This is a genomic window from Krasilnikovia sp. MM14-A1004 (assembly GCF_047159485.1).
Classification (GTDB): domain Bacteria; phylum Actinomycetota; class Actinomycetes; order Mycobacteriales; family Micromonosporaceae; genus Actinoplanes.
Window position 1 is genome coordinate 3,786,071 of record NZ_AP038773.1, and the last position, 20,283, is coordinate 3,806,353.

At 73.9% G+C, this 20,283-nt stretch carries 17 protein-coding genes; 5 read left to right on the forward strand and 12 right to left on the reverse strand.

What is annotated here, in order from left to right; all coding sequences use genetic code 11:
- Nucleotides 1–12: 12 nt before the first annotated feature.
- From ACMCNN_RS16510 to ACMCNN_RS16530, 5 genes are all read right to left on the reverse strand, one after another.
- Nucleotides 13–2,520, reverse strand: coding sequence for a nitrate- and nitrite sensing domain-containing protein (locus ACMCNN_RS16510; RefSeq protein WP_412741386.1), 2,508 nt, complete (start codon nucleotides 2,518–2,520; stop codon nucleotides 13–15).
- A 131-nt stretch (nucleotides 2,521–2,651) separates the two neighbouring features.
- Entirely contained in the window at nucleotides 2,652–3,623 is a 972-nt protein-coding gene (locus tag ACMCNN_RS16515; protein WP_412741387.1) for a glycine betaine ABC transporter substrate-binding protein, read from the reverse strand.
- 70 nt (nucleotides 3,624–3,693) lie between these two features.
- Nucleotides 3,694–5,661, reverse strand: coding sequence for an ABC transporter permease (locus ACMCNN_RS16520; protein ID WP_412741388.1), 1,968 nt, complete (start codon nucleotides 5,659–5,661; stop codon nucleotides 3,694–3,696).
- A gap of 109 nt (nucleotides 5,662–5,770) precedes the next feature.
- The gene (locus ACMCNN_RS16525; RefSeq protein WP_412741389.1) at nucleotides 5,771–6,826 is read right to left on the reverse strand and encodes a quaternary amine ABC transporter ATP-binding protein; all 1,056 of its coding nucleotides are present in this window, start codon (nucleotides 6,824–6,826) and stop codon (nucleotides 5,771–5,773) included.
- Nucleotides 6,723–8,354 (reverse strand): GMC family oxidoreductase, encoded by a 1,632-nt coding sequence (locus tag ACMCNN_RS16530; protein ID WP_412741390.1) that lies wholly within the window; start codon nucleotides 8,352–8,354, stop codon nucleotides 6,723–6,725. Before ACMCNN_RS16530 ends, ACMCNN_RS16525 begins: the two co-directional genes overlap by 104 nt.
- Nucleotides 8,355–8,667: 313 nt before the next feature.
- Between ACMCNN_RS16530 and ACMCNN_RS16535 the strand changes: the two genes are divergently transcribed.
- The 3 genes from ACMCNN_RS16535 to ACMCNN_RS16545 are packed head-to-tail and all read left to right on the forward strand — an operon-like array spanning nucleotide 8,668 to nucleotide 12,623.
- A complete protein-coding gene (locus tag ACMCNN_RS16535) occupies nucleotides 8,668–9,432 on the forward strand; it encodes a FadR/GntR family transcriptional regulator (RefSeq protein WP_412741391.1) in 765 nt (254 codons plus the stop codon).
- Nucleotides 9,371–10,786 carry a hypothetical protein gene (locus ACMCNN_RS16540; RefSeq protein ID WP_412741392.1) on the forward strand — a complete coding sequence of 472 codons (1,416 nt, stop codon included), beginning with the start codon at nucleotides 9,371–9,373 and terminating at the stop codon, nucleotides 10,784–10,786. Before ACMCNN_RS16535 ends, ACMCNN_RS16540 begins: the two co-directional genes overlap by 62 nt.
- Nucleotides 10,779–12,623, forward strand: coding sequence for a GMC family oxidoreductase N-terminal domain-containing protein (locus ACMCNN_RS16545; protein WP_412741393.1), 1,845 nt, complete (start codon nucleotides 10,779–10,781; stop codon nucleotides 12,621–12,623). Before ACMCNN_RS16540 ends, ACMCNN_RS16545 begins: the two co-directional genes overlap by 8 nt.
- A 111-nt stretch (nucleotides 12,624–12,734) precedes the next feature.
- On the opposite strand, the gene ACMCNN_RS16550 is transcribed toward ACMCNN_RS16545, so the two are convergent.
- From ACMCNN_RS16550 to ACMCNN_RS16570, 5 genes are read right to left on the reverse strand one after another with little or no spacing between them, the layout of a single operon-like run.
- The gene (locus ACMCNN_RS16550; protein WP_412741394.1) at nucleotides 12,735–13,337 is read right to left on the reverse strand and encodes a hypothetical protein; all 603 of its coding nucleotides are present in this window, start codon (nucleotides 13,335–13,337) and stop codon (nucleotides 12,735–12,737) included.
- Nucleotides 13,334–14,653, reverse strand: a complete 1,320-nt coding sequence (locus ACMCNN_RS16555) for a hypothetical protein (RefSeq protein ID WP_412741395.1) — start codon at nucleotides 14,651–14,653, stop codon at nucleotides 13,334–13,336. The genes ACMCNN_RS16550 and ACMCNN_RS16555 overlap by 4 nt, the downstream gene beginning before the upstream one ends.
- On the reverse strand, nucleotides 14,650–15,447 hold the full coding sequence (locus ACMCNN_RS16560) for an ATP-binding cassette domain-containing protein (protein WP_412741396.1): 798 nt from the start codon (nucleotides 15,445–15,447) through the stop codon (nucleotides 14,650–14,652). Before ACMCNN_RS16560 ends, ACMCNN_RS16555 begins: the two co-directional genes overlap by 4 nt.
- A gap of 58 nt (nucleotides 15,448–15,505) precedes the next feature.
- Complete coding sequence (locus ACMCNN_RS16565) at nucleotides 15,506–16,309, reverse strand: zf-HC2 domain-containing protein (RefSeq protein WP_412741397.1); 804 nt, start codon at nucleotides 16,307–16,309, stop codon at nucleotides 15,506–15,508.
- Nucleotides 16,306–16,857 carry an RNA polymerase sigma factor gene (locus tag ACMCNN_RS16570; RefSeq protein ID WP_412741398.1) on the reverse strand — a complete coding sequence of 184 codons (552 nt, stop codon included), beginning with the start codon at nucleotides 16,855–16,857 and terminating at the stop codon, nucleotides 16,306–16,308. Before ACMCNN_RS16570 ends, ACMCNN_RS16565 begins: the two co-directional genes overlap by 4 nt.
- A gap of 240 nt (nucleotides 16,858–17,097) precedes the next feature.
- Here ACMCNN_RS16570 and ACMCNN_RS16575 point away from each other — a divergent pair, with 240 nt between their 5' ends.
- Entirely contained in the window at nucleotides 17,098–17,595 is a 498-nt protein-coding gene (locus ACMCNN_RS16575; protein WP_412741399.1) for a CAP domain-containing protein, read from the forward strand.
- A 67-nt stretch (nucleotides 17,596–17,662) separates the two neighbouring features.
- On the opposite strand, the gene ACMCNN_RS16580 is transcribed toward ACMCNN_RS16575, so the two are convergent.
- Nucleotides 17,663–18,412, reverse strand: coding sequence for an alpha/beta fold hydrolase (locus tag ACMCNN_RS16580; RefSeq protein WP_412741400.1), 750 nt, complete (start codon nucleotides 18,410–18,412; stop codon nucleotides 17,663–17,665).
- 108 nt (nucleotides 18,413–18,520) lie between these two features.
- On the opposite strand from ACMCNN_RS16580, the gene ACMCNN_RS16585 reads away from it, so the two are divergent.
- Nucleotides 18,521–19,366: a DUF72 domain-containing protein gene (locus tag ACMCNN_RS16585; RefSeq protein WP_412747190.1), complete on the forward strand. Its 846-nt coding sequence runs from the start codon at nucleotides 18,521–18,523 to the stop codon at nucleotides 19,364–19,366.
- 94 nt (nucleotides 19,367–19,460) lie between these two features.
- Here ACMCNN_RS16585 and ACMCNN_RS16590 read toward each other — a convergent pair whose 3' ends face one another.
- Nucleotides 19,461–20,270, reverse strand: a complete 810-nt coding sequence (locus tag ACMCNN_RS16590) for a thioesterase family protein (protein WP_412741401.1) — start codon at nucleotides 20,268–20,270, stop codon at nucleotides 19,461–19,463.
- Nucleotides 20,271–20,283: the final 13 nt, after the last annotated feature.

A 20,283-nucleotide genomic window follows, 5' to 3' on the forward strand; every position in this document is an offset into this window, starting at 1 on the left:
GGTGGGCGAGGATCACGGCCCATCGATGGATTCGGTGCTGCCACGCTGCACACCGGTGCGGAACGCGGTCAGCCGGGCCCGTACCCCTTCCGGCGAATCGTTGACCGGCGCCGGTCGTTCGGCGGTACGGGTGGGTGCGGCCCCGCCGGGCACTGCGGTGCGGGAGTTCGCCGTCTTGCGGGCCCGCGGACTGCGCTTGCGCAGGCCGTTCGCGGTGCGTTCACCGTCGGCCGGCGCTGACCCGTCAAGGTCGAAGGTGGACGATGTCATCGCCGTCTCCATCCGCGCGATCGCGGAGCCGCCATGCTCCGTCCCGTTCGGGCGGACCCCCGCGTCGGCGGGAACGCCCGCCACGGTGACGTACTCGATGGTCTCGGGCCGGATCCGCCGGTCCGGGGTGGGGTCGGCGTCCGGCAGGGCCCCGGGTTCCGCGGGCGGTTCGAGCGTCAGCACCTGTGTGATCGCCGGGTCGGACGCCTCGAGCGGGGGCGCTTCGAGCGCGGGCGACTCCGGCATGCCACGGGCGGGCACCCGCTGCGGAGGCACGGTGCGCTGCGGCGGCGCTGCGACCGCCTGCGGGTCGGCCAGCACCGACACCGGCAGCAGGATGCGGGCGGTCACGCCGACCACGGGCGATGGGGCGAGCTGGACGTCGATGCCCATCTCGATGGCCAGCCGGCCGACCACGTAGTGGCCGAGGAACCGGGTGGGCGCGGTGATGAAGTCGCCCTCGCCGCGCAGCCGCTGGTTGGCCAGCTCCAGGTCGGCCCGGCTCATGCCGATGCCCTGGTCGGTGATGGCGATCAGGTAGCCCTCACCGATCCGGCGGCCCTGGACCTCCACGTCCGCGTCCGGCGGCGAGAAGGACAGTGCGTTCTCCACCAGCTCCGCCAGCATGTGCATGACGCCCGCCACCACCGAACCGGCGACCAGGACGTCGTCGACGCGGCGCAGCGCGACGCGCCGGTACTCCTCGACCTCCGCGACGGCGGCGCGGATGACGTCGGCGATCGGCACCGGGTTCGACCACTGCCGGGGGCTGGCCGCGCCCACGAGCACCAGCAGGCTCTCGGCGTTGCGTCGCATGCGGGTGGCGAGGTGGTCGAGCTCGAACAGGTTCGCCAGCCCCGTCGGGTCGGACTCCTCGCGTTCGAGGCTGGTGATGAAGCCGAGCTGGCGGCGCAGCAGGTTCTGGTTGCGCCGGCCCAGGTTGGCCAGCGACTCGGTGGTGCTGCGCCGCAGCAGCGCCTGCTCGGTGGCCAGCGCGTACGCGGTGGCCTGGACCCGGTCGAACGCGTCCGCGACCGAGCGGATTTCGTCGGTGGCGCCCGCCGGGATACGGACGGCCGGGGGCGGTGCGTCGCTGTCGCCGGCGGTCACCTTCCGTACCGCCTCGGGCAGCTGCTCCCCCGCCAGCCGGTTCGCCTCGTCCGCCAGCGTCGCCAGCGGTCGCGCGATAGAGCGGGAGGCGACGACGGCGAGGTAGACGGCGCCGACGAAACACATGACCACGGCACCCACGAGGACGGCCATGCGCCGGGTCGCCTGGTCCTGCAGGGTCGCGGCGCGGGCCCGGATGACAGAGCCGACGTGCTGCTGCAGTTGCCGCATGTCGTCGAGCAGGGTGGTCTGCGACGACCACCACGACTGCGGGTTGACCTGCAGGTAGCGTCCGTCGCCGGCGCCCAGGGCCACCTGTTCGAAGAACGCGGCGGTCTGCGCGGCGCCGGTGTTGAGCATGTAGTCGCGGGCGGTGCGCTGCGTGTCGGTGGCGTACTGCTGGAAGTCGGCCAGCGCGGCGTCCTTGGCCGAACGCATCGTGACGAACTGGAGGAACTCGGCGTTCTTGAAGCCGCTGGCGGAGAAGACACCGTTGAGGAACGCCCGCTCCTGCGCCTGGCTCTCCTTGGCGTCGCCGAGCGCCTCCAGGGCTGCAACGCCGCGCCGCAGGGCCGGGTCGGACGAGCTGTCCAGGCCGTAGTCGACGTTGCTCAGCTCGGCGATCCGGTCGGTGTAGAAGGAGAAGGTGGGTGCCCGCCCGGCCGCGCCCGCGTCGGTGGCGGCGCGGACCCCGGACAGGCCGTCGAGCTGCCGTACGGCGGCGGCGACGCGGTCCTGCGCCACACCGCCGGAGGCGACGAGCCGCTCCACGTCGGCGCGCTGGGCGTCGACGCGTTTGCGCGCCGGGGCCAGCTCGGGCCGGAAGCCGATGTTGCCGCCGAGCAGGCCGGCGGTCAGGCCACGCTCGGTCTGCAGCTCCTGCACCAGATCCTGCACGGCCAGCACGAGCGTGACGGCGCGGGCGGTGGCGGCCGCGGCGCGGTAGTTCTGGACCTCGATGACGGTGATCACGCCGAGCAGGACGAGGACGGCCACCACGGGCAGCGTCAGGGTACGCACGATCCGCCGCCGGATCGTGCCGCCCGACACGGCGGCGGACACCGCGGCACCCGCGGTGTCGCCGCCGTGCGGCGTGGGATCCGTGTCGTGGTCGGGGCGTCGCGGGGACGGGATTCTCATGACCGGACCGTCCCTCTCCTGTGATCTGAATCAGGCTCGCGCGGTGCGCCGCTGTCAGACCATAGCGACGAGTCAAACACGAAGTCCACAATGTACTGCGATATGAACACGGGAATTGTCTTCCGTGACGCTCAGCCGGCGGCCGGGATCCAGGCTTTCCAGGTCGACTCGTGCTCGTTTACCCACTTCTCGGCGGCCGCATCGGCGCTCATGCCCTGGTTGGTGATGTAATCCGAGACCAGGTTCTGATCGTCGTTCGTCCACTGGAAGTTCTTGATCAACTGGTACGCCGCACCCCCGGTGTCCGCGAATTTCTTGCTGGCGATCTTGTCGAGGGTGTAGTCCGGGTAGTCGCAGGCGACCTTCTTCGGATCGGCGTCACAACCGGTGGTGTAGGTGGGCAGCTTGACCCGCACGTACTTCTCCCGGGAGAACAGCCACTGCGGCTCGTAGAAGTAGAACAGCAGCGGCTTCTGCTGCGCCGTGGCCTGCTGCGCGGCCTTGATCAGGGCCGCCTCGCTGCCGGAGAACACGACCTCGTAGTTCAGCTTCAGATTGCTGACCAGCGCCTTGTCGTTGGTGACGAACGACGGGTCACCGTCGAGCATCTGCCCCTTGCCCTTGGATTCGGAGGTCTTGAACAGGTCCGCGTACTTGTTGAGGTTCTTCCAATCCGTGATGTCCGGGTACTTGTCGGCCACCCATTGAGGGACGTACCAGCCGATCACGCCCTTGTTACCGGTCGGTCCGACCTCGACGGCGACCTTCTTGTCCTCGATGTAGGTCTTCTTGAGGTCGTCGTGACCCCAGTTCTCCAGAATGGCGTCCACCTCGCCGGTCTCGAAGCCCTGCCAGGAGATCTCCTCCTTGAGGTTCTTCTTCTCCACGGTGTAGCCGAGCTTCTTCTCCAGCAGGTAGGCGACCACGGCGGCGTTCGCCTCGTATCCGACCCACGGATTGACCGCGAGCTTTACTGTGCCTTTCGCTCCGGAGGCGGCCGGGGTGGCGGAACCGGCGTCGGACTTGACGCCGCCGCACCCGGCCAGGGTCAGGCTCAGCGCCGTGACCGCCGTGGCGAGCCGAAACGACAGTGCGTACTTCATCGAGGGGTCCTTCCGGACGGTGCGGGCCGCCGACGGGCGGCCGGTACGGGGAGGGGGACAGATGTGGACATCAGGGGGACGGCCGCCGGGGAACGGCGTCGAGGCGCCGGCCGGCGCCCTGGGTGAGCCGGTCGAGGAGTACGCCGAGCAGCACGATGGCGAGACCGGCGGCGAGCCCCTTGCCGAAGTCCTCGCGCTGAGCGAAGCCCGCGACGACGTCGTAGCCCAGCGCGCCCGCGCCGACCAGCCCGCCGACGACGACCATCGCGAGGACCATGACGATGCCCTGGTTGGCGGCCAGCAGCAGGCCGCCGCGGGCCATCGGCAACTGCACCTTCCACAGCAGTTGCCGGGGCGTGGAGCCGGCGGCGAGGGCGGCCTCGACGGCGGTGGGCGCGACATCGCGGATACCGCGTTCGACGAGGCGGACCACGGGCGGGACGGCGTAGATGACGGCGGCCACGACGGCGGTGAACCGGCTGGCGCCGAACAGCGCCACGGCGGGCAGCAGGTAGACGAACGACGGCATGGTCTGTGCGGCGTCCAGCAGCGGCCGTACGGCGCGCGCGAACCGGTCGTGCCGCGCGCAGCGCACCCCGAGCAGCACCCCGCACACCATCGTCGCGGCGGTCGCCACCAGCACCGTGGCCAGCGTCTGCATCGCGTGCTGCCACAGGCCCAGCGCCGCCACCCCGGCCGCGGCCAGCGCGGCCGGGATCGCCGCCCGCAGGCCGCTGGCCAGGCTGCCGAAGACCAGCACCACCAGCACGAACAGCCACCACGGCGTGGTGACCAGCAGGTTCTGCAGCGGATCCAGCAGGCCCGTGCTGGCCGCGTTCTTCAGCGCCTCGGTGGCATCGTACGAGTGCAGCTCTACCCATCCGGTCGCCGCGTTCACGGCCGGGGCGAAGGAGAACCCCCAGCCGGACGGGAACTCGGCGCCCGAGTTCGCCAGCCCGACCACCCCCGCGACGGCGGTGAGCGCCGCCAGCAGGACGGCCGCCCGCCGGGCCGGGCGCGGCCGCGCGGGCATCGACCGGTACGCCGCCCGCGTGGTGATCCGGTCCAGCACCACCGCCAGCACCACGATGGCGAGCCCGGCGTCGAACGCGAGGCCGACGTCGACGCGTTCCAGGGCCTCGACGATGCTCTGGCCGAGGCCGGGCGCGTCGATCAGTGCGGTGACGACCACCATGGACAGCGCCATCATGATGGTCTGGTTGACCGCCAGCACGATGCTCGGCCGGGCCAGCGGCAGCCGCACCTTGCCGAGCAGCTGCCACCGGGTGGAGCCCAGCGCGGTGGCCGCCTCCACGGTCGTCGCGGACACCTCGCCGATGCCGAGGGCGGTGATCCGGATGGTGACCGGCACGGCGTAGATCAGGGTGGCGATGACGGCGGCGGGCTCCCCGATCGAGAAGAGCAGCGTCATCGGCGCCAGGTAGGCGAAGGTCGGCATGATCTGCATGGCGTCGAGCACGGGGCGCAGCGCGGCACCGACCACGGGCACCCGGGCGCTGAGCATCCCCAGCGGCACCCCGATCAGTACGGCCAGCAGCACGGCGGACACCGTCAGGGACAGCGTGTCGACGGTTTCCGGCCAGAGCCCGAGCAGCCCGCAGCCGACCAGAGCGGCGATGGTCAGCACCGCCGTACGCAAGCCGGCCAGCACGGCGGCAAGCGCTCCGGCGGCGGCGATCAGGCCGGCCCAGCCGAGGCCGGTCAGCGCGGCGTGCACGGTGTTGTCGAGGACCGCCACGGCCAGGCGCAGGTAGTTCACCCCGTACAGGAAGACCGGGCTGGTGTCGCGGTTGGCGTCGACCCAGGCCCGCAGGTCGGCGAAGAACCGGAACGCCCACGCGTCGTCCGTGTCCACCGCACCGGCGGTGCGCACCGTCAGGTACACCGCGACGGTGGCCAGGATCAGCACCGGCACCACGATCCGGCGGCGCGGCAACGACCGCGGCAGGCGGGGCCGGGCGACCCTCGGGCGCGGCGCGTCGGCGACCACCGCCACGCGCGGCATGGTGGTGGTCACGGGTGGGCCTTCCCCCGGTCCGGCGCGGATCCGGCGGTCGCGCTCGATGCCCGGTCCGGTGCCGACCCGGCGGTCGCGCTCGATGCCCGGTCCGGTGCCGACCCGGTCGTCATGCCGGCACCGGCGCCCGGTGGCCGGTCAGTGCGGGGAGCAGCTGCTCGGCGTCGATCACACCCAGCAGCCGGTCGCCGTCGGCGACCGGGACGGGCAGGGCGGCGCGCAGGACGCGCGACACGGCGTCTCGGATGACGGTGCCGGCGGGAAGCGGCTGGTCCCCGACGTTCTCGCCGTCGCGGGCCGGGCGCACGATCCACCGGAGGGTGAGCACGTCCGCGCGGGGCACGTCGCGGACGAAGTCGGCGACGTAGCCGTCGGCGGGAGCGCCGACCAGATCCTGCGGGGTGCCGACCTGCACCACCTCGCCGTCGCGCATCACCGCGATCCGGTCGCCCAGCGACAGGGCCTCGGCGAGGTCGTGCGTGATGAAGACCAGGGTCTTGCCGACCTCGGCATGCAGGCGGCGCACCTCGGCCTGCATGTCGCGCCGGATGAGCGGGTCGAGGGCGCTGAACGGCTCGTCGAACAGCAGCACCGCCGGGTCGGTGGCCAGGGCGCGGGCGAGGCCGACCCGCTGCTGCATGCCGCCGGAGAGCTGGTCGGGGTAGTGGTGCTCGTGACCGTCGAGACCGACCAGGGCGAGCACGTCGCCCGCGCGGCGGTGCCGTTCGGCCCGGCCCACGCCCTGGATCTCCAGGCCGTACGCGATGTTGTCGACCACCCGCCGGTGCGGCAGGAGCCCGAAGTGCTGGAACACCATCGCGACGCGGTGGCGGCGCAGGTCACGCAACCGGCGCGGGGACATGGACCGGACCGGCTCGCCGTCGACGTGGATCTCGCCGCTGGTCGGTTCGATCAGCCGCGTCAGGCAGCGCACCAGGGTCGACTTGCCGCTGCCCGACAGGCCCATCACGACGAACACCTCGCCGGGGCGTACCTCGAAGCTGACGTCGCGGACCGCGGCCACGCAGCCGGTGCGGGCGCGCAGCTCCGCCCGGGTCAGCTCAGCCAACGGGGTGCCGACGACCCTGTCTGCCCGGGGACCGAACACCTTCCACAGACGCTCGACGGTGATCTTGGGCGGGCGGGAGGTGCTGGTGACCGTCATGTTCATCCTCAGCGGGAAGCGGTGCGGTGGTCAGCGACGCGGCGATCAGGTCAGCGGCACGTTCGCCGATCATCAGGACAGCGACGACGGGATTGACCGAGGTCATCGTGGGGAAGACGGAGGCGTCCGCGACACGGACGTTGGCCAGGCCGCGGATGCGCAGCTCGGGGTCGACGACCGCGTGGTCGTCCGTGGCGGCGCCCAGACGGCAGGTGCCGGCCGGGTGGTAGACGGTGTGGTGCGCGGCCCGCCCGTACGCGGAGAGCTCCTCGTCGGTGCGCAACGCCGGGCCGGGGGCGATCTCGCGGGCGATCCAGGACTTGAACGGCTCGGTGGCGGCGACCTCACGGGCGATGCGCAGCCCGTCCACGATCGTCCGCTCGTCGTAGCCGTCCGGGTCGGTGAAGTAGCCGAAGTCCAGTGCCGGTTTCACCGTCGGGTCGGCGCTGGTCAGCCAGAGCCGGCCGGTGCTGTGCGGGCGGGGGACGTTGGGGGTCATGCCGAAGCCGTGCGCCGGGATGTCGTAGCCCAGCCGCGCGGTGTGGGTGGTGAACGGCAGTTGATAGAGGTGGAACATCAGGTCGGGGCGTTCGGCGGCCGGGTCGCGGCGCACGAACAGGCCCGCGTCGGAGTCCATCGCGGACTGCGGCGGGATCGGGCGGGTGGACTCCCACAGGATCAGCGACTCGGGGTGGTCGAGCAGGTGCGCGCCGACGCCGGGCAGGTCGAGGGCCACGTCGATGCCGAGGGCGCGCAGGTCGTCCGCGGGGCCGATGCCGGAGAGCAGCAGCAGGCGCGGGGTGTCGATCGCCCCGGCGCACAGCACGTACTCGGAGGTGGCGGTCAGGGTGTGCGCGTGGCCGTCCCGGTCGTGGACCCGCACCCCGGTGACGGCCGCACCGGCCATGTCCAGGCGGTGGGCCCGGGTCTCCGTCAGCACGGTCAAATTCGGACGATTCAGGTACGGGTGCAGGTAGGCCACCGACGACGAGGAGCGGATGCCGGTGTCCGGGTGGTAGGCGACCGGGAAGAAGCCGGTGCCGTCGGCGAACGGCGCCGCGTTGAAGTCCTCGTGGACCGGCACCCCGAGGGCGCTGTGGCAGGCGGCCACGAAGTCGGCGGTGAGCGGGTTGCGGTCCTTCTCGGCCACCGGCTGGATCCGGATCGCCAGCCGCCGCCAGTACGGCAGCATCTCGTCGTACGACCAGCCGGTGGCGCCCGCGGCTACCCAATCGGCGAAGTCGGCGGGCGGCGGCAGGAAACTGATCATGGTGTTGTGGGACGAGCAGCCGCCGAGCACCCGGGCCCGGGAATGCCTGATGTGCGAATTCCCGCGCGGCTGCGGCACGATCGGATAGTCGTAGTCGAATTCGGTTTCCAGCAGGTTGGCCCAGTTCCGCAGCAGCAGAACGCGATCGTCGTCCACATCGGAAGGGCCGCCCTCGACCAGGCAGACCCGCACCGCGGGATCGGCCGACAGCCGCGCGGCGACGACCGCGCCGGCCGTGCCGCCACCCACGACCACCACGTCGTACTCGGATGTTGCCGACGCGCTCAGTTCGCTGCTCCTGCCGCTCGACCCCCGCAGAGCCGGTGCAATTGCACCAGACCGTCGCCATAGGATCGAGCGGAACCACCACAGTGGTCAATGCCGCGGCCAAGGTTTTACCAGAGCGCAATGACGTTCATCAAAGTCCACGCCCGAGGTCGGGTACCGGCGAAGAATCTGCGGCGTGGCGCCCCCGGAGCCGCACGTCGTTCAGCTGCGATCTTCCCGAACGGGTGACATCGCGGGATTCCCCGCCATTGACGGGGGTACATACGTGTGACACGGTGGCGGAGTGGCTGATCCACTGATCCACTCCCCCATCGCCCGTGACTCCGTCGTCGACACGCTGGTGGCCCGGCTCCGCGCCGACGTCCTCGCCGAGCGGTACGCCCCCGGCACCCTGCTGCCCCCGGAGCGGGAACTGGCCGCCGGCTACGGCGTCACCCGCACCTCGCTCAAGCACGCACTGGTCCGCCTCGTCGAGGCCGGGCTGCTGGAGACCCGGCACGGGGTCGGCACGCGGGTGCGCGACTACCGCCGTACCGCGGGCCCCGACCTGCTGCCGTTCCTGATCACCCTGGACGGGCCGAGCTGGCTGGCGGAGATCTTCGCCGCCCGGCGGGAGATCGGATCGCTCATCGCGGCCCGCGCGGCCGAGCACGCCGGCGCCGCCGACCGGGCGCGGCTGCTGCGGCTGCGCGACGAGATCGCCGCCGCACCCGGTGGCGACCCGGCCCAGCGCGCCGAGGCCGAGGTGCACCGCGCGCTGGCCACCGCCTCCGGCAACCGGGTGTACGAGCTGCTCGTCAACTCGCTGCTGCGCGCCTACGACGACGTGCGGCAGCTGTTCGTCGCCCCGTTCGCCGACCCGGCGGCGGCCGCGCAACGGATCACCCCGCTGATCGAGGCGGTCCGGGCCGGCAACCCCACGGCCGCACACGCCTACGCGGACGCCTACTACCTGTGCACCGAACGACTCATGCTGGGAGGCGACAGTGATCACCACGATGCGCGAGACGATGACCGGCAAGGTGCGGCTGACCGGCGAGAGCGGTGAACGCCCGATCCGCATGACGTTGCGGGTCACCGTGCCCGGCGCGCTGCACCCCCTGACCGATCTGCGCGCCGAGGCCGCCGGCCGGGTGGAGGTGCCGGGTTTCGCGGACGACGCGGCGGCGGTGGGCACCATGGACATCGCCCCGTTGCGGGGAAGCCGGATCGGCTACCGGATGGCCTTCACCGCCCACGACGGGCGGCGGTTGTGGCTCGACGGCGCGAAGGCGGTGACCGTACGGCGGCCGCTGTCGAGCATGACCCGCCTGCCCGCCCGGCTGCTCGACGTCACGGGTGCCGTGGTCGGCGAGGCCCGGCTCGTGTTCGACCTGCGCAGCGAGTTGCTGCCGTTCCTGCTGAGCATGCGGATGCGCCGTACCCGGCGGCCGTGGCCCGTCGCACCGTCGGGCGCTCGCGCGGCCGAGGCCCTGTTCCGGTCGCGGTGGCGGGGGCAGCCGGGGCGGCTGGAGGTCTGGTACACGACGCTCACCGACCCGGCCACCGGCACCGGCGTGTGGCTGCACCACGAACTCGTCTCCCCGGCCGACGGCTCCCCCGCGCGGGCGCACGGCTGGGCCGCCGTCTTCCCGCCCGACGCGTCGCCGACGTGGGCGCGCTTCGGCCCCCACCCCTGGCCCGCCGACCACCCGACCGCCGGATACGCCGCGGGCGGCGTACGCGTCACCGCCGACGAGCTGACCGGCGCGGCCGGTGAGCTGCGGTGGCGGCTGAAGGTCTCCGGCGGGACGGCGCCCCTGTTCACGTTCCCCCGCTGGGCCTGGCACCGCGAGCTGCTGCCCGCCGCGCAGGTCGTGGCGGCCCCGGCCGCCCGCTTCACCGGCACGGTCCGGGTCGGCGACACCGAGCTGGCGCTCGCCGACGCGCCCGGCAACACGGCCCGCATCTACGGCCACGGCAACGCCCGCCGGTGGGCCTGGCTGCATGCCGACCTCGGCGGCGGCGACGTGTGCGAGGTGGTGGCCGCGGTATCCACGCGTCCGGGCCTGAACCGGCTGGCGCCGCTGCCGTTCGTGCGGCTGCGCGTCGACGGCGAGGAGTTCCCGACCGGCGATCCGCTGCTGGCCGCGCTGCGCTTCCGCGCCCACCTCGGCCGTCCCCGATGGACGGTCACCGGCCGTGACGGCGACCGGCGCCTCACCGTCGAGGTCACCATGCCGCCGGAACGCACGATCGCCGTGCCCTACACCGACCCGGACGGCGCACCCGCGGTGTGCCACAACTGCGAGGTCTCCGACGCCGTGATCCGGCTGGAACGGCGCGGCCCCGGCGGCTGGCGCGAGCAGCGCCGCTGGGCGCTGACCGGGACGGCGCACGCCGAGGTCGGCGAGCGTGACTGAACGCCTCGCGGCGGCCGCGGCCACCCTGCTCGGGCTGGAGCTCGACGAGGGCCGCCGGGTCGCCGCGGAGCTCACCCACCTGGCCGCCGCGTTTCCGCTGCCGGCGCGGCTGGGCCTGAGCGCCGCGGGCGGCGGGCTGGACGTGGCCGCGCGGCTGCTGGCCGGTGGGGCGCTGGCCCGGCTCGACCAGCCCACCCGGGAGGCGGTCTGCACCACCCTCGCCCACCGGCCGGTCGGCCGGGCCCTGGTCGAGGCGCTGAAGGTCCCGCTGCTGCTGGCCGCCGCGGCCGCGGGCGACGACGGGGCCGGCATCGGGGTGGGCGGTGCACACGGTTCGCGGCAGTCGGCCCCCTCGGCCGTCGGCGACCTCGCCGCCCTGGACCCCGAGTTGACCTGCGTCGCGGCCGACGATTGGCCGCACCGCAGTCGCACCGACGCCGTGGTGATCGGCTCCGGCGCGGGCGGGGCGATGGCCGCCCGCGAACTGGCACGAGCCGGCCTGTCGGTGGTGGTGCTGGAGGAGGGGCGCCGGTTCACCGCGGACGAGTTCCGCCGCCGGCGCCCCGCCGACCGCTTCGTCGACCTGTACCGCGACGGCGGCGCGACGATGGCGCTGGGCAATCCGCCCGTGCTGCTGCCGGTGGGGCGCGGGGTCGGCGGCACCACCCTGGTCAACTCGGGCACCTGCTACCGCACCCCGGACCGGGTACTGCGCCGCTGGCGGGACGTGCACGGTCTGGCGCTGGCCGACCCGGCGGAGTTCGGGCCGCTGCTGGACGAGGTGGAACACACCCTGCGGGTGGCGCCGCAGCCGGTCGACGTGCTGGGCCGCAACGGCGAGCTGGCGCTGGCCGGCGCGGCGGCGCTGGGCTGGCGGGCCGCCCCGCTGCGCCGCAACGCGCCCGGCTGCGCCGGTTCCTGCCAGTGCGCCGTCGGCTGCCCCCGCAACGCCAAGAACGGGGTCCACCTCAACGCGCTGCCGCAGGCCTGCGCCGCGGGCGCGGTCGTGGTGACCGGTGCCCGGGTGGACCGCGTGGTCACCGCGCGCGGCCGCGCCGTCGGCGTACGCTTCGGCCGCCGTCTGCTGGCCGCGCCGATCGTTGTCCTGGCCGCCGGCGCCATCGAGACGCCGAGGCTGCTGTTCCGGTCCGGGCTGGGCCGGCACCCGGGCACCGGGCGGGGCCTCGCGGTGCACCCGACGGTCAGCGTGGCGGGCCGGTTCGCCGAGCCGGTCGTCGCCTGGCGGGGAGTGCTGCAGAGCGTCGGCGTCGAGGAACTGCACGACGACGGGGTGCTCATCGAGGCCACCGCCGGGCCGCCGGGTCTGGTGTCGTTCGTGCCGCCGGGCATCGGGCGGGCGCTGCGGGCGGAACTCGCGGACGCGGACCGGCTGGCCACGGTCGGCGCGATGATCGCCGACCAGCCCGGTGGCCGGGTCGGTGCCCGCCTGGTGCGGTACCGGCTGGCCCGTACCGACGCGGACCGGTTGCGGCTGGCGATCGCGGCGATCGGGCGGCTGCTGTTCGCGGCCGGAGCGCAGGAGGTCCTCACCGGGCTTCCGCATCGTCCCTACGCGCGCGACCTGGCCGAGCTGCGAGCGGCGGTCGCCACCGCGGACATCCGGCAGCTGCACGTGGCGGCGTTCCACCCGACCGGCAGCGCGGCCATGGGCGCCGACCCGCAGCAGGCGCCGGTCGGCCCGGACGGGCGCCTGCGCGGGGTGGACGGCGTCTGGGTGGCCGACGCGTCGGCGCTGCCGAGCTGCCCGGAGGTCAATCCGCAACTGAGCATCATGGCCGTCGCCCTGGCGGTCGGACGAGCCGCGGCGACCACCTGAGCGGCGTCGTCCGCCTCGCGGGGCGGGTGGTGCGCCCGGCCGCCCGGCCGCACGTGGGCCGGGCGGCGAAGGACGCGGGCCGGGCCGGCGCGGGCCGGGCGGGGCGGGCTATCACAGTGCGGCCTCGGCGGGAGCCCGCCGGGCCGGGCCCGCCACCGCGTACGCGGCCAGCCCGCTGACCGCCAGCAGCAGCGCGGTCACGCCCGCGGCCCGGTTGCCGGGCGCCTGGGACTGCCACGTCAGGATCTGCCCCGTGACCTGTTCCGGCATCGGGTAGGCGATCGCGGCCAGCGTCCAGCCGAGCGGTGCGAGCCACGCTCGGGCCGTACCGAGGGTGGCCGCGCCCAGCGCGGTCAGGCCGAGCAGGCCCGCCGCGTCACGGACCACGAGCCCGGCCGGGCCGAACCGGGCGCCGGTGGACAGGGTCGCCAGCAGCGGCACCACGATGACGGCCAGCGCGGCCAGCAGGTGCGCGCTGCGCCACCGGGGCCAGGACAGCCCTGCGGTGCGGTCCAGCGCGTCGTCGGGGCCGCCGAGGGTGGCCGTCACCGCCGCGACCAGCAGCAGCACGGTCAGGATGACCATGGGTACGCCCACGTCGCGGCTGTTCGACGACACCGTCCACAGCAGCCAGGTCAGCGCCACGCAACCACCCGCGGCGGCCAGTGCCGCCGGTGCGTACCGGGAACGCAGGTAGAGCCCCAGCCACCTCATCGCGGGCCGCCGTCCAGCAGGCCGTCGGTGTTCCCGCAGGCCATGGAGGCCTTGCGGACCGCCGCCACGCGGGCCGCCGCCTGCGCCCCGGGAAGTCGCCGCAGTTCCTGCCAGAGGGTGACGGCCCGGGGGTTGTACTCGGCCGGTTCCTCGGTCTCGGCGACCGGTTCGCGATCCGTCAGCCAGGACACCGCCGCCCGGATGACCGGGACGTCATGACCGTCGCGGCAGGCGTAGTTCAGGCCGACGACCCCGTCCAGGATGCGGCGCAGGATGTCGTCGTCCGTGGCGAGGTGCCCGCCGTGGCCGAAGTGGACAGGGATGGGCACGACGTCGGGCGCCGGCGGTGGCGTCGGGTCGCCGAAGTATGTGGTGAGGTCCTCCTGCGCGCTGGTCGGCGCGTCCGGCAACTTCGCCAGCGTCGTCAGGGCCCGCTGGGCGAGCGGGACGACCTCGGGCAGCAGCGTCTCGTGGACCCGGCTGACGCACACGCGCGGGGTGCCCTGCGCGCACACCAGTTCCCGGGCCACCGGGTCCACCGGGTTGCGGGGGAAGTCGGCCCCCCACGGGATCACCACCAGGCCCAGGCCCGCGCCGAGCGCCAGGGGCAGCAGCGCCGCCAGGCGGGCCCGCCGGTTTCCGGCCGCGACCAGCAAGCCGCCCGCCACGGCCAGCGCGGCCAGCCAGATGCCCTGCGCGGCGCTGACCCGGCCGTCGACGGTCTGGTAGTCGGTGTACTGGCCCATGCCGTGCATCGGAGAGAACAGCATGGTCAGCCACTCCCGGTCACGGAACAGCGCGGGAACGGTCAGCAGCAGCCCCATGCCGGCCACCGCCGCCGCCGGTGCGGTGAACGGCGACGGCAGCAGGCGCCCCACGGCGATGCCCAGCCACGCCGCCGCGACCAGCGCCAGCGCGCCGACCGCCACGACCGCGAGACTCGCCGCGGGCAGATAGCTGGCCGTGTCGAAGATCCCCGCCACGCCCGAGGCCACGACCGCCAGGTAGCCGCACGCCGCCGCGAGGCCCAGCGCACCCAGCACGGGCATGGCCCGCTGGAACGGTGGCCGGGCGGTGCTGGCGAACAGCTCCGCCACGTTCGCACGGTGCTCGCGGCGGGCCTGCCAGGCACCCGCCGCCAGCGCCAGCGGCCAGAGCAGCACGAGATACTCGCGCTGCGTCATGGCCAGCGCCATCCAGCCGGCCGACCAGCGTTGCGGCGCGGCGTACAGCAGTGCGGCCCCGGCCAGCAGCAGGGTCAGGACGGCGCCGAGGGCCACGGAGCGGCGCAGCTCGATGCGCAGTACGCGGCTCATCGGGCGGCCTGCTCGCGATGGCGGCGCAGCACCGCGGAATAGCCCCGTTCGGCCGGGCTGTCGCCGGGATCGCCCGGCCCGCCCCGGGCGATCAGGTCGTCGGGGGTGCCCTGGAAGAGGCGGCGCCCGTCGCAGATCAGAATGACCTCTGTGCAGGCGGCCACCACGTCCTCGACGAGGTGGGTGGAGACCAGCACGCAGCTGTCCACGCCCACCGTCCGCAGCAGTTCCCGGAAGTCGAGGCGCTGCTCCGGGTCGAGACCGACGGTGGGCTCGTCGAGCAGCACGATCTCCGGATCGTTCACGATGGCCTGCGCGATGCCGGCGCGGCGCAGCATGCCGCCGGACAGGGTCTTCATCCGGGCGTCGGCCTTGGCGGTGAGCCCGACCCGGTCGATCGCCCGCTGCACCGCGCCGGGCACCGCGGCCTTGGGCATCTCCTTGAGCCACGCCATGTACTCGACGAACTCGCGCACCGTGAACCGCGGGTAGAACCCGAACTGCTGGGGCAGGTAGCCCAGTCCACGCCGGACCCGGCGCAGGTCACCGTCGATGCTCTGCCCGCGCAGGGTGAGCCGGCCGCCCGCGGGTTTCACGACCGTGGCCAGCGCACGCATCAGCGTGGTCTTGCCGGCACCGTTGGGGCCGAGCAGTCCGTGTACGCCGACCCCGAGTGCCAGGTCGAGCCCGTCGACGGCGAGGTGGCGGCCGGCGCGTACCCGCAGACCCTCGGCGTGGATCGGCCAGGGGTGGGTGGTGGGGGCCGTTTCGGCCGCGGTCACCGTACGTATCATCATCAATCCTCACAGAACAGGCGCGCCGGACCGACGGGCACGCACCGCGGACAAGGGGTCAGTTGTGGCTGGACAGCCGTCGGAAGCTGGTGGCGCGGGTGGCGGCGAGTCCGGCCAGCGCCGCGGTCACCAGCGCCCACACCAGAACGCTGCCGGGCGCCAGCACCACCGGGACGTGCGTCCTGGCCACGCTGGGCAGTACCACCGCGAGCGCCCACACCGTGCCGAGGAGCGTCGCCGCGCGGTGCACGCCGACGAACGTGCCCAGGGCGAGGGCCCCGGCGGTGAACGCGAGGCACGGCAGCAGCACCAGCGCCAGCGCCGTCCCGGTGCGCGCACCGGCCAGGGCCAGTACCGGCACCACGACGGCCAGCACCGTCAGGGTGCGCCGCAGCAGCATCGTCGCGCCGGCGGCCGGGGTGCCGGCGACCAGTTCCCAGGCCGGGTCCTGGCGCCGGCTCCAGGCGACCGCGACCCCGGGCAGCGGCGCGACCGGCGCCAGGAGCAGCACCAGCGACGGCAGGCCGGGTTGCAGCGACTGGAGCAGGACCGCGCAGCCGAGCACCGAGACCGTCATGGTGAGCCACGGCAGCAGCGTCCAGGCCAGCCAGCGGCGCTGCACCGCCGACCAGGGGCGGGGGCGCCGGGCCGGGGCGGGACCGACGGTGATGTCGCGGTCCAGTCCGGCCGCGACCCGTTCGAGCAGGGCCCTGGTGTCGGCGGTGGCGCAGCCGGCCAGCCGGGCGCGGCAGTCCGCGCAGGTCTCGAGGTGGACCTCGATCGACCAGACGCCGGCCTCGTCGAGGCCGTCGCCGCCGTCGGCGTAGCGGCCGAGCAGGGCCTGGCTGGGGTGGGTGGTCATGACAGCGCCTCCCGCAGCGCGATCCGGGCCCGCCGGGCGCGGGCCTTCACCGTGCCTTCCGGCACGCTGAGCAGGACCGAGGTCTCGCGTACGGACAGCCCGTCGAGGACCATGGCCCGCAGCACCTGCCGCAGTTCGGGCGGCAGCACGAGCAGCGCCTGTTCGAGTTCCTGACCGACGCGTCCGGCCATGACCTCGTCCTCGGCGGCCGGTGCGACCGTCTCGGCCAGGGGCACCGGCGGCATCTGCGCCTGCCGGGCGCGGCGGCGGAACGCGTCGACGAGGCGGTTGGCGGCGATCGTCCAGAGCCAGCCCACGGCGCTGCCGGAGGCGGCGGACCCGGCGAACCCGCCCGCGGCCCGCCAGACCGCCAGGTAGGTCTCCTGCAGCACGTCGGCGACCAGGTCCTCATCGGCGCACCGGCGGCGCAGACGCACCGCCAGCCACGGCGACGTACGCCGGTACAACTCCTCGAAGGCCCGCCGGTCGCCGGCGGCCGTGCGGCGCACGAGTCCCTCCTCGTCGACCGCGTCCAGGCTCCGTTTCACACCGGGTAAGACGAATGGTTCTCGGCCTCGGTTGTCGAAAACGTGTGACTCAGGCCACATCTAGTGGAGCGCGGCACGGCCGCCGCCGGGCCTCGGGCCGATCGGTGAGCGTGTTCCGGCCGAACGGATGAGGTGCAACCGCCGGGCAACCGTCCGTGACCAGCCCACGCACCCCCACCCCCCGAATCTCGAACCCGTGACCGGCTGACACCCAGCCGCACCGACCGGGGGAGAAGAAACATGGGCCGCACGGTACGCACCACCCTCACCACCGCCCTCGCGACGCTGGCCACCGCCGGCGCCGCGCTGATCGGCGCCACCACCCTGGCCACCCCCGCCCACGCCGCGGTCACCACCAGCAGCCTGCAGTCCCAACTGGTCACCTACACCAACAACACCCGCACCCGCGCCGGCTGCAAACCCCTCCGCCTCGACTCCCGCCTCCTGCTCGCCGCCCGCGGCCACTCCGCCTACCAGGCCCGCACCAACCGCATGAGCCACATCGGCTCCGGCGGCTCCAGCTTCGTCACCCGCGCCCACCGCGCCGGCTACCCCTGGCCCATGGCCGAAAACGTCGCCTACGGCTACCCCACCGCCTCCGCCACCATGAAAGCCTGGATGGCCAGCCCCGGCCACCGCGCCAACATCCTCGACTGCCGCGCCAAAGCCCTCGCCGTCGGCGTCTACTACTCCACCAACGGCACCCCCTACTACACCCAGGAATTCGGCTGGCGCTGAACCACCTGCGAAACGACCCGGCCGGGGTGTCCGGCCGGGTCTTTTCGTGCGCGGGGGCCGTCCCGCCTCACCGGAACGGTTCGACGAGGGCGAACGTCTGCTCGGGGTCCTGGACGTGGGCGCTGTGCCCCACCCCGGCCAGCGTGGCCGTCGGGACGTCCAGGGCGGCGAGTTGCTCATCGGTGTTCATCGGATCGTCCACGCCCCGGGCCAGGATCACCGGGACCGGGCAACCGGCCAGCAGCGCCGGCATGTCCGGCCGCCCCACGCCGAAGGCCCCCGGATCCAGGGCGAGGCTCCACTGGTCGTCGCGCCGTACGAGCCCGGCGTCCACCGCCGGGTCGTCCGCGGCCAGCAGGCCGTCGAGGCCGGCGACCCGCAGGTAGCGGGCGGCGGCCTCGGCACGCGTCGGATACCGGGCGTTGGGGCGCTCGGCCATGGCGTGCGCCCGGCGCAGATCCTCGTCGCTCCACTCGACCTTGATCCCGAGCCCGACGACGCCGCGGACCTCCGTGGGGCGGCGGGCGGCCAGCGCGAGGGCGACCACCCCGCCCAGTGAGTGCCCGAACAGGACGGTCGGCGTGTCCGCGGGGATCAGCTCGGCCACCGCCGCGGCGAGACCGTCGAAGGTGTACCGGGTCAGCGGTGCCGAACCGCCGTGGCCGGGCAGGTCCGGCGCGATCCAGCTGCCCGGCCAGCGCCGCCCGAGCAGGCCCGTCCAACCGTTCCACACGTCGCCGGTGGCGCCCAGACCGTGCAGCAGCACCAGCACGGGACCGCCGGTGCCACCCCGGAGAACCCGCAGTTCAGCCGCCATGCCCGGCAGTCTGCCACAGGCCGGGGCCGGCCCGGACGAGCGGCGGATACCGTACGGGGTGTCGTCGGCACGAGGAGAGCTGGGATGCGTCTGCACGTCGGGTGCGCGATGTGGAACCTGAAGTCGTGGCACGGGCGGTTCCTGGCCGCCCGGCCGACGGCACCCGAGCGCCTGCGCCACTACGCCGCCTGGTGCAACGCGGTCGAAGGGAACACGACCTTCTACGCCACGCCCGCACCGGAGACGGTGGCGACGTGGGCCGAGCAGACGGATCCGGACTTCCGGTTCGTCGTCAAACTGCCGCGTGTGATCACCCACGAGCGCCGCCTCACCGGCGCAGACGCGGAACTCGCCGCCTTCCTCGACGCCGTCGCGCCCCTCGGCTCCCGGACGCACGCCCTCTGGGTGCAGCTGCCGGGCTCGTTCACCCCGGCCGGCACGGCGACGCTGGCCCGGTTTCTGCGTACGCTGCCCCGCACGCACCGGTATGCCGTGGAGGTGCGGCACCCCGCGTTCTTCACCGACGCCCGCGCGGCGCGACAGTTGGAGGACGCGCTGGCGCCGGTGGCCGCGGAGTGGGTCCCGTTCGACACCACGGCGTTCTTCGCGCGTCCGCCGACCAGCGACGCCGAACGCGAGGCGTGGACGAACAAGCCGCGCATGCCGTTGCGCACCCGCGCGCTGACCGACCGGCCGATCGTGCGCTACCTGGGCCGCGACGACACGGCGGCCACCGTCGCGGGCTGGCAGGGCTGGGTCGGCGTCGTCGCCGGCTGGCTGGCTGAGGGGCGTTCACCGACGGTGTTCCTGCACACCCCGGACAACGCCGACGCGCCGGCGCTCGCCCGCCGCTTCCACGACGAGGTGCGGGCGCGGGTGCCCGGCCTGGAACCACTGCCGGACCCGGTGCCGCTGCCCGACCCCGCGCCGGCGGAACCGGCGACCCTGTTCTGAGCCGGGCCGGTGCGCTCAGAATCGAGCCCGGGCCGGTGCGCTCGAACCGAGTCCCGGACCGTTGGGCTCAGAATCGAGCCTCGGACCGGTGGGCTCAGAACCGGACCTTGGCCAGCTGGGTCGCCTGGGCGACCAGCCTCCCCCGGCTGTCCCACACCTCGCAGACCTCGTCCACCAGGCCGTCCTCGACGAGCCGGGCGATCTGGCGCACCCGCAGCGGGCCGGGCGCCGGCACGGCTCGTACGTACACCGTCAGCTCCAGGGTCGGCACCCAGCCGACACTGCCGATGGCGAACGTGGCCGGCGGGAACGAGTCGGCGACGAACAGCAACGAGATCGGGTCCGGCGCCATGCCGTCGAGGAAGCGCAGCCAGCCGCGCAGCTCGGCCCGCTCACTCGGCTGCCCGAACGCGAACCCGAGCACGGCCGGGTCGAGCCGCTGCTCGACGACCTCCATCAGGTTGACCTTGACGCCGGAGCCGGGCGGCTCGACCGGGATCACCGGGCAGTCGTCCTCCGGCGGCAGCGGCACGGCCGGGCTGTCGGCCCAGCGCGGCTCCGCCTCCGGATCCAGCCGCCCGAGGGTGAACAGCGCCTCCACGCAGACCTGGCCGCCCTGCACCAGGCGGGCCCGCAGCTGGCTGGCCGACCGGCCGGTGCGCAACGGGGTGACCTCGACCACCGCCGGGCCGACCGTGGGAGCGGCCAGGTAGGTGGCGCTGGCGGCGAGCGGATGCGGGTGCTGCGCGGCCGGGTCGGCGCTGGTCGCGGCGCGGGCGAGCACGGCCAGCAGATATCCGCCGTTGGGCTTGTCGCCGATCGTCCACTGCGGGTCGAGCTGGACCTCGAAGCTCGTGCCATCGCTGCGGACGGCCACCTCGGTGGCGTCGATGAAGCCGGCCAACACGGTCCCCTTT